The 13,871-nt window shown below is 74.0% G+C and carries 12 protein-coding genes and 3 tRNA genes; 3 read left to right on the top strand and 12 right to left on the bottom strand.

Features of this window, described 5'->3' with window-relative positions; genetic code table 11:
• Positions 1 to 1,523: NfeD family protein (locus RI554_07495; protein ID MDR9391856.1), on the bottom strand; the 1,523-nt coding region annotated here is incomplete at its 3' end.
• 105 nt (positions 1,524 to 1,628) lie between these two features.
• A tRNA-Trp gene (locus RI554_07490) sits at positions 1,629 to 1,704 on the bottom strand.
• Between the two features lie 137 nt (positions 1,705 to 1,841).
• On the opposite strand from RI554_07490, the gene erpA reads away from it, so the two are divergent.
• Entirely contained in the window at positions 1,842 to 2,255 is a 414-nt protein-coding gene (gene erpA / locus RI554_07485) for an iron-sulfur cluster insertion protein ErpA (GenBank protein ID MDR9391855.1), read from the top strand.
• 70 nt (positions 2,256 to 2,325) lie between these two features.
• On the opposite strand, the gene gcvPB is transcribed toward erpA, so the two are convergent.
• Genes gcvPB through gcvT form a run of 4 tightly spaced genes read right to left on the bottom strand, consistent with a single transcriptional unit; the run spans position 2,326 to position 6,663 of the window.
• The gene (gene gcvPB, locus RI554_07480; GenBank protein ID MDR9391854.1) at positions 2,326 to 3,813 is read right to left on the bottom strand and encodes an aminomethyl-transferring glycine dehydrogenase subunit GcvPB; all 1,488 of its coding nucleotides are present in this window, start codon (positions 3,811 to 3,813) and stop codon (positions 2,326 to 2,328) included.
• Complete coding sequence (gcvPA, locus tag RI554_07475; GenBank protein MDR9391853.1) at positions 3,810 to 5,150, bottom strand: aminomethyl-transferring glycine dehydrogenase subunit GcvPA; 1,341 nt, start codon at positions 5,148 to 5,150, stop codon at positions 3,810 to 3,812. Before gcvPA ends, gcvPB begins: the two co-directional genes overlap by 4 nt.
• Positions 5,150 to 5,539: a glycine cleavage system protein GcvH gene (gene gcvH / locus RI554_07470; GenBank protein ID MDR9391852.1), complete on the bottom strand. Its 390-nt coding sequence runs from the start codon at positions 5,537 to 5,539 to the stop codon at positions 5,150 to 5,152. The genes gcvPA and gcvH overlap by 1 nt, the downstream gene beginning before the upstream one ends.
• Before the next feature lie 53 nt (positions 5,540 to 5,592).
• A complete protein-coding gene (gene gcvT / locus RI554_07465) occupies positions 5,593 to 6,663 on the bottom strand; it encodes a glycine cleavage system aminomethyltransferase GcvT (GenBank protein MDR9391851.1) in 1,071 nt (356 codons plus the stop codon).
• A gap of 117 nt (positions 6,664 to 6,780) precedes the next feature.
• On the opposite strand from gcvT, the gene RI554_07460 reads away from it, so the two are divergent.
• Positions 6,781 to 6,857: transfer RNA gene (locus RI554_07460), tRNA-Met, on the top strand.
• A 58-nt stretch (positions 6,858 to 6,915) separates the two neighbouring features.
• Here the strand turns inward: RI554_07460 and RI554_07455 are convergent.
• The 6 genes from RI554_07455 to cysS all read right to left on the bottom strand — a co-directional run bounded on the left by RI554_07455 (position 6,916) and on the right by cysS (position 13,275).
• A tRNA-Leu gene (locus RI554_07455) sits at positions 6,916 to 7,002 on the bottom strand.
• A 24-nt stretch (positions 7,003 to 7,026) separates the two neighbouring features.
• Positions 7,027 to 8,637, bottom strand: coding sequence for an FAD-dependent oxidoreductase (locus RI554_07450; GenBank protein ID MDR9391850.1), 1,611 nt, complete (start codon positions 8,635 to 8,637; stop codon positions 7,027 to 7,029).
• Positions 8,634 to 10,130, bottom strand: coding sequence for a glycerol kinase GlpK (gene glpK, locus RI554_07445; protein ID MDR9391849.1), 1,497 nt, complete (start codon positions 10,128 to 10,130; stop codon positions 8,634 to 8,636). Before glpK ends, RI554_07450 begins: the two co-directional genes overlap by 4 nt.
• A 76-nt stretch (positions 10,131 to 10,206) precedes the next feature.
• Positions 10,207 to 10,662, bottom strand: a complete 456-nt coding sequence (locus RI554_07440) for an S-adenosylmethionine decarboxylase (protein MDR9391848.1) — start codon at positions 10,660 to 10,662, stop codon at positions 10,207 to 10,209.
• Between the two features lie 50 nt (positions 10,663 to 10,712).
• Complete coding sequence (locus RI554_07435; protein ID MDR9391847.1) at positions 10,713 to 11,711, bottom strand: DNA-processing protein DprA; 999 nt, start codon at positions 11,709 to 11,711, stop codon at positions 10,713 to 10,715.
• A 121-nt stretch (positions 11,712 to 11,832) separates the two neighbouring features.
• Complete coding sequence (gene cysS / locus RI554_07430) at positions 11,833 to 13,275, bottom strand: cysteine--tRNA ligase (protein ID MDR9391846.1); 1,443 nt, start codon at positions 13,273 to 13,275, stop codon at positions 11,833 to 11,835.
• Positions 13,276 to 13,476: 201 nt separating this feature from the next.
• On the opposite strand from cysS, the gene RI554_07425 reads away from it, so the two are divergent.
• Positions 13,477 to 13,871 (top strand): YigZ family protein (locus RI554_07425; GenBank protein ID MDR9391845.1); only part of this gene is annotated, 395 nt, incomplete at its 3' end.

Below are 13,871 nucleotides of genomic sequence, written 5' to 3'. Positions count from 1 at the left end.
GGAGACGGGTCGTCGGGGTGGAGAGCGCCGGGGTGCGCAGCGTCGGGGGGTGCGGCCGCGTCGGGCGGGGCGGCCGGGGTCATCGCCGACGCCGGCGCAGCGGGCGTCTCGTCGTCGGCGAGGGCGCGCACGACGACGCGGTTGCCGTCGACGCGGAGGACGTGGACGTGCGCTCCGGCCGCCACGAACTCCCCTTCGCTGACGACGTCGACGCGTTCATCGGCGAAGCGCGCGACGCCGGCCGGGCGCAGGTCGGAGGTGGCGACGCCGTCGCGGCCCAGCAGGTCGGACCGGTCGGGCGCCAAGCTCGGCGCGTACGGCGCGACCGCGCCCCCCGCCGCGACGGGGGCGCCGCTGCCGGCGAGGCCGGCGCCGGCCGCCGCCGCGGCGGTCGTGCCGCCCCCGATGCGTTCGCGCAGCGTCAGTTGGCGGCCGAGGCCGCTGCGCGGCAGCAACCACAACAGGAACACCAGCCCGACGCCGGCGCCGATCGCGCCGGTGGCGAGGACCGTGATGGCGTCGCTCTGGAAGATCCGCACGACCGCCGCGACGATCGCGGCGAGGCCGAGGACGCCGGCCACCCCGAACCCGGGGATGACGAACGCTTCGGCGAACAGGAGCAGGATGCCGGCGAGGATCAGGAGCGCATCGACGATGCCGGCGGGGGTCGCGACGAAGGCGCTGGTGGCGAAGAGGGCGAGGGCGAGCACGCCGATCGCGCCGGGGATCCCGAACCCGGGACTGAAGAACTCGAGGACCAGCCCGCCGATGCCGAGCACCAGCAGGATGCCGGCGACGATGGGGCCCGAAAGCCACGTCCCGATGCGTTCGGTCAGGTTGCGTTCCAACGTGACGGTGGTCGCGCCGCCGTACCCGAACGCCGCAAGGGCGGCGGGGAGGTCGTCGGCGACGACGTCGGCGATGCCCCGCTCGACCGCTTCGTTCGCGCTCAACGTCACCAGTTGTTCGTCGTCGACGAGGTCGGGGATCGTGACGGCGGGATCGACCATCGCTTCGGCCACCTGCACGTTCCGGTCGCGGGCCTCGGCGACGCTGCGGAACTGGCTTCGGAGGGCGGAGATCGTCTTCTCGTCGGTGGGGTTGGTGCCCGTCGGGCCGATCGTGACGGGAAGCGCCGCACCGATCGACGCGCCGGGCAGCATCGCCAGGGACTCCGCCGACATCGCGATCAATGCCCCGGCGCTGAACGCGTTCTGGACCACCGCGACGACCGGGACCTGCGCGTCGTTGAGGACCGCGTCGACGATGCGGCCCATGGAATCGACCCGCCCGCCGGGCGTGTCGACGCGCAGCAGGAGCGCCAGGGGCCGCGCCTCGTTCGCCGCGTCGATGCGCGAGGCGACGAACTGCGCGGTCGCGGGCGTGATCTGCGTATCGATGGGGAGGACCCACACGGCGTCCGCCGGCTGCGCCGCGGCGGCCCCGAGGAGGGCGACGGCGAGGGCGGCGAACGACCGGCGCACGGCGGTGCGCCAGGAACGGGGGCGTGGGGTCGTCGTCACGGGCCGGATGCTAGCACGGGGGGTGCGGACGGCAGGGGGCCGTGGGGCACGAACCTGCGGCGCGACGTGAAGCGCGGCGGTCCCGCGTGGGGACCGCCGCGTGCCTGGCGGGCGCAGGAGGACTCGAACCCCCGACCTACGGTTTTGGAGACCGCCGCTCTACCGACTGAGCTATACGCCCACGGCCGCGAAAGCGTAGCACGTCCGGCGGCCCCCCGCCACCCGGCCGCGGCGCGGGGCTCGGGGACGCAACGACGTCGCTTGAGCGCGAACCCCGAGCGGTTCGGTCTGCTATCCTCCGGCGCAGGAGGTGACGTGATGGACGCAACCCCCATGGACGGTGGCGCCGCCGAGGCGGCGCGCATGACGATGACGGAAAGCGCCGCGGCGCGTGCGGCGGCGTTGTTGGAGGAGAAGAACGACCCCACGGCCGCGATCCGCGTGTTCGTGAAGTCCGGCGGCTGTTCGGGCTACATGTACGGCATGGCGATCGACGACCGGCGTCTCGACGGCGACCAGGTCTTCGAGGACAAGGGCGTGAGGGTGGTCGTCGACAAGATGAGTTGGCCGCTGCTTGCCGGCAGCGAGGTCGACTACGTCGAGAACATGATGGGGGGTGGGTTCTCCGTGACGAACCCGAACGCCTCGAGCAGTTGCGGGTGCGGGAGCAGCTTCCGGACCGACGGCGCCGACGCGCCGGACGGCGAGGGCAGCAGCGGCTGCGCCACCTGACGCCCGGACCCAGGCACGAACGAGCCCCCGAGCGAACGCTCGGGGGCTTCTGCGTGGCCGGGGGCGCGCGTCAGTCGGCGGCGGCGCCGGCGACGTCCGCGTCGTCCTCCCGCGGCCGCCAGCGCAGCACCGGCCGGCGCGCCGCGGCGACCTCGTCCAACCGGCGGACGGGCGTCGTGGTCGGCGCCTCGGCGAGGCTCGCGGGGTCGCGCTCGGCGCGACGCAGGATCCGCGCCAGGGCGTCCGCGTAGGCGTCGAGCGTCTGCAGCGACTCGGTTTCGGTGGGTTCCACCATCATCGCCTCCTTGACGACCATCGGGAAGTACACCGTCATCGGGTGCATGCCCTCGTCCAGGAGCGCTTTCGCGACGTCGTTCGTGGAGACCCCCTCGGGGGGACGCGCGACGAACTCGTGCATGCAGGTGCGCTCGAAGGCGGAGGCGAAGCCCGCCTCGCGCATGCGGACGCGCAGGTAGTTCGCGTTCAGGACCGCCATCTCCGCGACGTTCGCAAGGCCCTCCGCGCCGAGCGACCGGACGTAGGCGTACGCCCGCACGAGGTTGCCGACGTTGCCGTAGTAGCTCCGCATGCGGCCGATCGAGGTCGCCGCGTCGGTCGTCAGGCCCCAGGCGCCGTCGGCGTCGCGCGTCACGTGCGGCAGCGGGAGGTACGGCGCGAGGTGCGCCTTGACGCCGACCGGACCGGTGCCGGGCCCCCCACCGCCGTGCGGCGTCGTCAGGGTCTTGTGCAGGTTCATGTGCACGACGTCGAACCCCATGTCGCCCGGGCGGGCCTTCCCAACGATCGCGTTGAGGTTCGCGCCGTCGTAGTACAGCTGCGCCCCGACGGCGTGCGCCGCGTCGGCGATCTCCAGAATCCGGGTCTCGAAGATCCCCACGGTGCTGGGGTTCGTCAGCATCACCGCCGCGGTGTCCGGCCCGAGCGCCGCCTTCATGGCGTCGAGGTCGACCTCGCCGTCCGCGGCGGTGGGGACCTCGACGACGTCGTAGCCGACCATCCCCGCGGTCGCGGGGTTCGTGCCGTGCGCCGCGTCGGGGACGATCACGTGCCGGCGTTGCGCCCCCTCCCCGTTCGCCTCGTGGTACGCGCGGATCATCAGGATGCCGGTCAACTCCCCGTGCGCGCCGGCGGCGGGCTGCAGGGTGACCTCGTCCATGCCGGTGATCGACCCCAACCAGCCCTGCAGCGTCCCGAGCGCCTCGAGGAGTCCCTGGACGCTGCTGGGGTCCTGCTCGGGGTGGAGGTCCTCGAACAGGGCGGCGACCTCTTCGTGCACCTTCGGGTTGTACTTCATGGTGCAACTCCCGAGGGGGTAGACGTTGCCGTCGATCGACGTCTGCCGGTGCGCGAGGTTCGTGTAGTGCCGCACCAGATCGAGTTCCGACACCTCGGGGAGGGCCGGCGGCGCGTCGCGCAGCGCCGCGTCCCCCAACAGCGCCGCCATCGAGGGGCCCTCGACGACCGGTGGGCGGGCCGCCCGGCGTCCCGGTTCCGAGCGCTCGAAGATCGTGGGGAGGTCGTCCTGACGCCCGTTCACGCCGGCACCTCCGCCGCGGGGGCGACGCGGGCAAGGGCCGCCACGAGCGCGTCGACGTCGGCGTCGCTCGTCGATTCCGTCGCGGCGAGCAGGATCGCGGACCCGAGGCCGTACTCGTCGGGCACCGGGACGCCGGCCCGCACGCCGGCGGCGTGCAGGTCGCGGCGCACTTCGCGCGGGTCGCGCGGAACGCGGACGGGGAACTCCGCGAAGAACGGCCGGTTCCCGGTGGCGACGTCGTACCCCTCCTGGCGCAGGCGGTCGGCGAGGGCGTGCGCGTTGCGGACGCTGCCCTCCGCGAGGTCGCGCAGCCCCGCGGGCCCGAGCGCGGCGAGGTTGATGGTCGCCATGCCGGCGGCCAACTGGTGGTTGGAGCAGATGTTGGATTTCGCCTTGCCGCGGCGGATGTGCTGCTCGCGGGCCTGCAGCGTCAGCACGTAGCCGCGTCGCCCGTCGACGTCGCGCGTCTCGCCGACCAGCCGGCCGGGCAGCTGCCGCAGCAGCCGTTCGGTGACGACCATGTAGCCGAAGTGCGGCCCCCCGAACTGCGGGGGGACGCCCAACGTTTGGCCGTCGCCGACCGCGACGTCCGCGCCGGCATCGCCGGGGGACTGCAGGACGGCGAGCGACAGCGGGTCCGCGACCGCGACGGCGAGGGCGCCGGCCTCGTGCGCGGCGCGGACGTGCGGCGGGAACGGCTCGACGGTCCCGAGGTGGTTGGGGCTCTGCACGATCCACGCCGCCGCGTCGCTCAGGTCGGCGGGGACGGGCGTCGCGTGGTCGCCGTCGAGGTCGACGACGTCGACGGTGACGTCGAGCGGGGCGAGGTACGTCGCGAGCACCTCGCGCGCCTGCGGGTGGACGCCGCGGGAGACGACGACGCGACGCCGTTTCGTGGCGCGGAGCGCGAGGAGGGCGGCCTCCGCGACGGCGCTGGCGCCGTCGTACATGCTGGCGTTCGAGACCGGCAAGCCCGTGAGTTCGCTCATCATCGTCTGGAACTCGAAGGTGGTCTGCAGGACCCCCTGCGCGACCTCCGCCTGGTACGGCGTGTAGGCCGTGACGAACTCCGACTGCATCGCCAAGTGCTTCGTGACGCTCGGCGTGAAGTGCGCGCGCACCCCGCCCCCCAGGAACGACGGCGATCGGGCGTCGGTGCGCGCGGCCAGGTCGCGGACGTGCCGCAGGAGGGTCGCCTCGTCGGCGGGCGCGGGCAGGTCGAGGGGGGGATCGAGCAGGTCGGCGGGGACGTCGGCGAACAACGCCTGGACGTCGTCCACCCCGATCGCGTCCAACGCCGCGCGGACGTCCTCCGCCGTGTGCGGCGTGTAGCGCACTAGGACTCCTCCTCGCAGACTGCGCGGTAGGCGTCGGCGTCGAGCAACGCTTCGCGGTCGGACGCGTCGTCCGGCGCGATGCGGAACAACCAGCCGCCGCCGTAGGGTTCTTCGTTGATCGCTTCGGGGGCGGACTCCAGGTCGGCGTTCACGGCCTTCACCGTGCCGGCGACGGGGGCGTAGATGTCGCTGGCGGTCTTGACGCTCTCGACGACCGCGACGGCGTCGCCGGCGGCGACGCGGGCGCCCTCCTCGGGCAGTTCGACGTACACCACGTCCCCGAGTTGGTCCTGCGCGAAGTCGGTGATGCCGACCGTCATCACGTCGGCCTCGAGTTCCGACGTCCACTCGTGCGTCCGGGCGTACCTGAGCGATGCGGGGATGTCCATGGGGGGCCTCCTCGGGGCGTGTCGGCGCGGCGCGCCGCGTGGCGGCAGGATACCTACCGGTCGGGCGTGAAGAACGGAAGGTCGACGACGGTCGCGCCCACGGCGCGCCCGCGCACGTCGACCTCCAGCGCGGTACCCGGGGCGGCGAGGGTGCCGTCGACCCACGCGAACGCGATCGCGTCACGCGTCAACGGCGACAAGGTGCCGCTGGTGACGGTCCCCACCTCGGGCCCGTCCGGCCGCCGGACGGCGTACCCCTCGCGCGCGATGCCGCGTTCGGCGAGGCGGACCCCAACGAGGCGGCGCGGGCACGCGGGCTCGGTCGGCCAGCCGGCGTCGCCCGCGAACGGTTTGTCCTTCACGACCCACGCGAACGGCGTGCAGCGGGGGTCGTGCGCCCCGTCGAGCTCGTGCCCGTACAGCGGGAAGCCGGCCTCGAGGCGGAGGGTGTCGCGCGCTCCCAATCCGCACGGCGCGACGCCGTCGCCGACGAGGGCGTGCCAGACGGGCGCGACGTCGGAGGGCGGGACGAAGATCTCGAAGCCGTCCTCGCCGGTGTAGCCCGTGCGCGCCAGGCGGACGGCGACCCCGTCGAACGTCGTGGCGAACGTGGCGTTCTTCCGCGTGGCGGCGAGGTCGGCGGCGACGTGCCGGTCGAGCAGCGACGCGGCGGCGGGGCCCTGCAGCGCGAGCAGCGCCCACGCGTCGGACACGTCGCGGACGTGCGCGTCCCCGAAGCCGGTCGCGACGTCCTGGAGGCGGTCCGCGACCGCGGCGCGGTTGGCGGCGTTGGCGACCAGCAACCAGTCGGCGTCGTCGAGGCGGTAGAGGTACGCGTCGTCGACGAGACCCCCTCGGTCGTTGGGCACCATGGTGTAGTGCGCGCGTCCGACCTTGAGTTTCGCGGCGTCGTTGAGGAGGGCGTACCGCAGGAAGGCGAGCGCGTCCGCACCCCCCACCCGGAGCTCCGCCATGTGGCTGACGTCGAACAGGCCGGCGTGCTCGCGGACGGCGAGGTGTTCCTCCTGGATGCCGGCGTACTGCAGCGGCATGCGGGTGCCGGCGAACGTCGTCATGCGCGCGCCGGCGGCTTCGTGAACGGCGTCGAGCGGGACGGTGGACATGCGCGAAGGGTAGCACCGGCGTCCGCGCCGGCGCTCGGCCGCCGTGCGTCGCGACCCCGAAGGCCGTGCGCCGCCTTGCCGGCGGCGTGGCGCGGCGGGTATGCTGGACCTTCGCGGGGCGATGTAGCTCAGCTGGTTAGAGCGCACGACTCATAATCGTGAGGTCCGGGGTTCAAGTCCCCGCATCGCTACCACGCACCCCCGCGTCGACCCCGCCGAACGGCGGGGTCGACGCGTGCGATGGGGCCTGCCTGGTGCCGGGAGCGGGGCTCGAACCCGCACGCCCGTACGGGCAGCGGATTTTAAGTCCGCAGCGTCTACCGATTCCGCCATCCCGGCGTACCGGCCGCCTCCGAACGCCGGCTACACGATATACGCCACCGCGTCGGCGCGGTCCTCGTCGCGGCGGGCGTCGTCCCACCCGAGGCTGGCCTGCAGCAGGTCCCCGACGCGGGGCAGGGCCGCCATGGCGGCGTCGGTGTCGAGGAACGCCAGGCGGGTACGGCGCGCGAGGACGTCGACGCTGGTGGCGGCGAACTCGTGCTCCGCGGCCCACGCGACCTCCGCTTCGAGGATGGGGTGGTCGGGCACGAGGCGCCCCTCGAGCCCCCGGTCGCGGGCCAGGGAGGCCACCGCGTCGGCGCGGTCGCCGTACGCGGCGTGCAGGTGACCGGCGACGTCGGCGTCGTACCCGTACGTCTCCTGCAGCGCTCCGGCGCCGGTCGGCGTGTAGGCCGCCCCGCCGACGAGCGGCAGTTCGTCGGTCTTCACCGCCGGCGCGTCGAGGCCGGCGACGGCGAGCGCTTCGTCGACCGCTTCGATCGCCATCTTGCGGTACGTCGTCCACTTCCCGCCGGTGATCGTGACGAGCCCCGCGGGGGAGGTCACGATCACGTGGTCGCGCGAGAGGCGGGCGGTGCTGTCCGACGACGGGTCGGCGACGAGGGGCCGGAGGCCCGACCAGCTCGCTTGGACGTCGTCGCGGGAGACGGGGATGTCGAAGTACTTCTCGACGTGCCGCAGCACGTACGCCACGTCGTCCTCGTGCGCCTTGGGGTGCGCCTCGATCTCGGCGGGGTTGTCGGTCGTCCCGACGAGGGTGTGCCCCAACCAGGGCAGCAGGAACAGCACGCGGCCGTCCTCGGTTTCGGGGATCAGCAGGCCGGTCTCGGGGGGGCTGAACCGCTCGTCGAGGACGACGTGGACGCCGCTGCTGACGCTCAGCATCGGTTCGACGTTCGGGTCGTCCATGCGCCGCACCGCGTCGCTGAACGGCCCCGTGGCGTTCACCACCGCCTTCGTGCGGACGACGCCCTCGCGTCCGTCGAGCGCATCCCGGACGTGCACCGCCCGGATCGCCCCGTCCTCCTTCTCGAAGCCGGTGGCGGCGACGTGGTTCAGGACCGTCGCGCCCTGCTCCCGCGCGGTGAGGGCGATCGCGACGTTCATGCGGGCGTCGTCGAACTGCCCGTCGTAGTACAGCACCCCGCCGCGCAGGCCCTCGGCCTCGAGCATCGGGAAGCGCCGTTTCGCTTCGCGGGCGTCGATGAAGCGGCTGGGGGCCAGGTTCTGGCGGCCGGCCAGCCCGTCGTACATCTTCAGGCCCGCCATGAAGTACGGCACCTGCAACCAGTTGTAGAGGGGCGTCACGAGCGGGATCGGCTTCGCCAGGTGCGGGGCGATGCGGATCAACGTCGCGCGTTCGTGCAGGGCGTCGCGCACGAGGTTGAACTGGGTCCGATCGAACTCCTTGACGGCCTTCTCCAGGTACCGCACCCCGCCGTGAATGAGTTTCGTGCTGCGGCTGCTGGTGCCGGCCGAGACGTCGTCGCGCTCGATCAGCGCGACGCGCAGGCCGCGCGCGGCGGCGTCGAGCGCCGTGCCGGCGCCGGTCGCGCCGCCCCCGATCACGAGCAGGTCGTAGTCGTGGGAGGTGAGGTCGGTCCAGCTGGCGGCGCGGTCCGGGTGCGTCATGCGTCTCCTTCCGCCCAGGCGCGGGCGCGGTCCACGGCCCGGTTCCAACCGTGCAGCAGCGCCTCGCGTTCGGCGTCGTCGAGGGTGGGCTCGAAGCGCGCGTCCTCCGCCCAGCGCGCGGTCAGCGCCTCGCGCGAGGCGTACACGCCGACCGCCAGGCCGGCCAGGTAGGCCGCGCCCAACGCGGTCGTTTCGGTGATGGTGGGGCGGACGACCGGCACGCCCAGGAGGTCCGCCTGGATCTGCATCAACAGGTCGTTGTTCGAGGCGCCGCCGTCGACGCGGAGCTCCGAGAGCGCCGTGCCGGCGTCGTCCTCCATGGCGCGAAGGACGTCGTGCACCTGGAAGGCGACCCCCTCGAGCGCGGCCCGCGCGATCTCCGCCGCGCCGCTCCCGCGGGTGAGGCCGAAGATGCCGCCCCGCGCGTAGGGGTCCCAGTGGGGCGCGCCGAGGCCGGCGAAGGCGGGCACGAGGTACACCCCGCCGTTGTCCGGCGCGCGGCGCGCGAGCGCCTCGACGTCGCCGGCGTCACGAATGATCCCGAGGCCGTCGCGCAGCCACTGCACGACGGCGCCGGCGATGAAGATGCTGCCTTCGAGGGCGTAGTCGACGCCGTCCTGGTCCCACGCGACGGTGGTGAGGAGGCGGTTGGTGGAGGCGATCGGGGTGTCGCCCGTGTTCATCACCATGAAGCCGCCCGTCCCGTACGTGCTCTTCGCCATGCCCGGCTCGAAGGCGGTTTGGCCGAACGTCGCGGCCTGCTGGTCCCCGGCGATGCCGGCGATCGGGACCTCCGCCCCGAACAGGTCGGCGGGGACGGTGCCGACGACGCCGCTGCTGGCCACGACCGTCGGCATGACGGCGCGGGGGATGTCGAACAGGTCCAGCAGGTCGTCGCTCCAGTCGAGGGCGTGGATGTCGAACAGCATCGTCCGGCTGGCGTTGCTGACGTCGGTGACGTGCACGTCGCCGCGGGTCAGGCGGGCGACCAACCAGCTGTCGATGGTGCCGAACGCCAGGTCGCCGGCGCGGGCGCGCCGTGCGATCTCCGGGTCGGAGCGCAGCAACCACGCGAGTTTGCTGGCGCTGAAGTACGCGTCGGGCACGAGCCCCGTGCGGGCGGTGATGCGTTCGCCGGCGCCGTCGGCGACGAGCGCGTCGATCATCCCGGCGGTGCGGCGGTCCTGCCACACGATGGCGTGGTGCACCGGCTCCAGCGTCGCGCGGTCCCACAGCACCGTCGTTTCGCGTTGGTTCGTGATGCCGATCGCAGCGACGTCGCTCGCGCGGACGCCGGCCCGCGCCATCGCCTCGGTCGCGACGCCGGACTGCGTGCTCCAGATCTCGCGGGCGTCGTGCTCCACCCAGCCGGGCTTCGGATAGAACTGCTCGAACTCCTTCTGTGCGACGGACACGATGCCGCCGCCCGCGTCGAAGAGAATCGCGCGGGAGCTCGTGGTGCCCTGATCGAGGGCGAGAACGATGTCGGCCACGGTCGCCTCCGTTTCGGTCGGTGGTCCCGAACGCCGGGAAGGCTACCACCGCACCGCACCGCGCGGCGGCACGCCGTCAGTCGGTTTCGGGGACGGGGGAGGGCACCAATCGAGCGCGGGCCCACGCGCGTTCGCCCGCCAGGCGTCGGGCGAGCGCCGCGCCGTCGCTCGGCATGGCGGTCGCGCGGCTCCGCAGCGAACTCTCGACGCGGGTCGCGGCGAACGCCTCCGCGACGACCCGCTGGAGGTCGGCGTCGCTGATGGCGTGGTGGTGGAACGCCAGGAACGCCAGGTGCCCCTCGTCGGGGAAGGCGTGCAGCATCGCGAACGCCTCGTCGAGGATCACCGCGTGGCTGCTGCCGTCGTCGTACCGGTGGTGGACCGGCGTCGCGGCGTCGCGGCCCTCGAGGCGGGCGGCGACGTCGGCCAGCCAGGCGTCCAGGACGGCGGGGTCGCGCAACTGCTCGCGGTCCGCGCCGCGCGCGTCGAGCGCGAAGTAGGTTCCGGTCGCGATGGGGTCGCGTCGTTCCACGTGGGAAGGGTACCGCACGCCCCCGGGGGCGCGGACCCCCTGGGGCAAACTCAGGACCCGTCGAACAGGTCGGCTGCGTCGACGAGCGGCCGTGCGCCGTCCCGCAACCAGGCGGCGGCGGCGCGGCCCGCTTCGCACGTCGCGGCGTGCGGCACGACGAACACGTCGCGCCCCTGCTCCATGGCGAAGTCGACGGTGTGGCGCGTTCCGGAGCGGAAGGGCGCCTCGACCACCACGACGGCGCGGGTGAGGCCGGAGACGATCCGGTTGCGCCGCACGAACGCGTGTTTGCGGGTCCGGCGCGGGCGCGGGACGTCGCTCAGCAGCGCCCCGCCGCGGGCGATGCGCCGCGCCAGGGTCGCGTGCTGCGGGGGGTGGATGGCGCCGAGGTGCGTCGGGAGGACCGCGACCGTGCCGTCCGGCGCCGCGGCGAGGGCGCCCTCGTGGGCGGCGCCGTCGATGCCGAGCGCCAGCCCCGACACGACGGTCGTCCCGGTGGACGCGACGTCGTACGCCAGGGCCCGCGCGAAGGCGAGACCGTCGCGGCTGGCGCGCCGCGTCCCGATGATCGCGACGGCGGGCGCCAGGCCGGCGGGGGCGAGGAGGGCATCGGGGAGGTGCCCTCGGCGCCAGAGGAGCGGGGGTGGGTCGTGGATCGCGGCGAGCGACGGGGGGTAGGTGGCCTCCCCGAGGGCGACGAGGACGTCGCCGGCCGCCGCCTGCCGGGCGAACGCGCGGGCGGCGTCGGCGTACGTGGCGGGCGTGAGGGCCGGCCGGACGGCGGCGGCGACGTCGGCCAGGTCGTGCGGGACGTCGCCCCGCACGACGGCGTCGTGCGCGGCGGTTGGGGTGGCGTAGCGGTCGAGGAGTCGCGCGAGCGCTCGCGGTCCGGGTCCGGCGTCGTTCGCGAAGAGGCGAAGGAACGCGCGGACCTCGGGCGCGAGCGCGCTCGGCGCGACGTGGGGCGGGGGTGGTCCGGGGGCGGCGTCCGTCTCGGGGGACTGAGTTGAGACGCCGTCCGGCGGACCGACGAAAGGAGGGTGCCCCACGTCCGAAGGGTACGCGCCGTCCCGCCAGCGTGGACGGGGGACCGGGAACGAACCCGAGACCCTCCAGGGAGGAGACCGTCACGGGCTCGGCACGTGCCGAGGTGGGACCCCCGGTGGGACCTCAGGTGGGGGCGTCGTGCACCCGGACGCGGGGGCCTTCGGGGGTGTCCTCGATCTCGAGCCCGAGCGCCTCGAGGCGGTCGCGAAGCGCATCCGCCGCCGCGAAGTCGCGGCGTTCGCGGGCCGCCTGCCGCGCCTCCAGCACCATCGCGACGAGGCCGTCGAAGCGCGCGCGGGCCGCCGCCCCCTCGGTCGCGGCGTCGTCGAACGGGGCGACCCCCAGGACGGCGCCGAGCCGGGACGCGAACGTCTCGGCGGCGTCGGCGGCCTGCTCCGGCGTCAGGTGCGACGCGTCGCGATTGACGTCCCGCGCCAGGTCGAACAACGCCGCCAGCGCCTGGGGCGTGGCGAGGTCGTCGTTCATCGCGGCGTCGAACGCCGCGCGTGCGTCGGCGGCGTAGCCGCCGTCGGGGGACGCCTCGCCCGCCACCTCCCGCGCAACGCGGGCGGCGTCCCGCAGGCGCCGGAGGCCCCCCTCCGACGCCGCGAGGGCCTCCTCCCCGAAGTCGGAGACGCTGCGGTAGTGGCTGCGCAGCAGGTGGAAGCGGACGACGTCCGGCGCGTGTCGCTCGAACAGGGGCGCCAGCTCGACGACGTGCCCCTTCGATTTCGACATCTTCTCGCCCCCGAGCGTCAGCATGTTCCAGTGCATCCACGTCCGCGCGAACGGCTTCCCCGCCCCCCGCGCCTGCGCGATCTCGCACTCGTGGTGCGGGAAGATCAGGTCCAGCCCCCCGCCGTGCACGTCGAATTCGTCCCCGAGGTACTTCGTGCTCATGACCGAGCACTCGAGGTGCCATCCGGGGAACCCTTCGCCCCACGGGGACGACCACCGCATGAGGTGCCCGCCCTCCGCCCGCTTCCAGAGCGCGAAGTCGCGGGGGTCGTCCTTGTCGCCGCGCGTCTCCACCCGCGTGCCCTCCAGCAGGGCGTCGGGATCGCGTCCGGAGAGCACGCCGTAGTCGCTCCAGGCGGAGACGTCGAAGTACACGTTGCCGTGGCGTTCGTACGCCAGGCCGGCGCGCACGAGGTCCTCGACGAGGGCGATCTGTTCGGGGATGTGCCCCGTGGCGCGCGGCACGACGCTGGGGCGGCGGACCCCGAGTTTCGCCATGGCGTCGAAGTAGGCCCAGAAGTACTTCTCGGCGACCTCCATCGGTTCGAGCCGCTCGAGGGCGGCGCGCGCCGCGAGCTTGTCCTCGCCGTCGTCGCCGTCGTCGACGAGGTGCCCGACGTCGGTGACGTTGCTGACCAGACGGACGGCGTACCCGAGGTGCTCCAGCCAGTTGCGGAGCACGTCGAACACGACCGGCCCCCGGGCGTGCCCGAGGTGCGGCTCGGAGTAGACCGTCGGGCCGCAGAAGTACAGGCCGGCGTGCCCGGGCGTGACGGGGTCGAAGGGGCGCTTGGCGCGCGTCATGCTGTCGTAGAGGGTCAGGGACACGGGAACCTCGCAGGCGTTCACGGGCGCGCCGCAGCGCGCCGGGGGTGCATCGAAGCGACGGGGGACGGACCGGCCGGTGGGGCGACGGAGCCCCTCAGGGCGAACATCGACGCGGCGCGAACGCGGGCCCGATCATGACCGAAGGCTAGCACGCCCCCGGCCGGCGCACGCGTCCGTCGCGGCCGGTGGTAGCGTTCCGGCATGGCGTACCGGACGCTCGCGCGCCCCGCGGAACGCGAGCGCGAGATTCGCGGGTCGCGGTTCCGGGCGCGGGTCGCGCCGATCGACGTGCCGGAGGACGCCGCCGCCCACCTGGCCGCCGCCCGCGCCGAACATCCCGACGCGACGCACCACGTGAGCGCCTGGCGGTTCGGGGACGCGATGGGGGCGGACGACGACGGCGAGCCGGGCGGCACGTCCGGCCGCCCGATGCTCGAGGTGCTCCTCAAACGCGACCTCGATCGCGCCTCGATCGTGTGCATCCGCTGGTTCGGGGGCACCCGCCTCGGGGCGGGCGGCCTCGTGCGGGCGTACGCCGGGACCGCCGCCATGGCGCTCGACGCCGCCGGTACCCGCACGGTGTACGCCACCACGAC

The organism is Trueperaceae bacterium, assembly GCA_031581195.1.
Taxonomy (GTDB): Bacteria; Deinococcota; Deinococci; order Deinococcales; family Trueperaceae; genus SLSQ01.
Note: the sequence above shows the minus strand (reverse complement) of the source record. Positions and strands in the feature narration are given on the sequence as shown.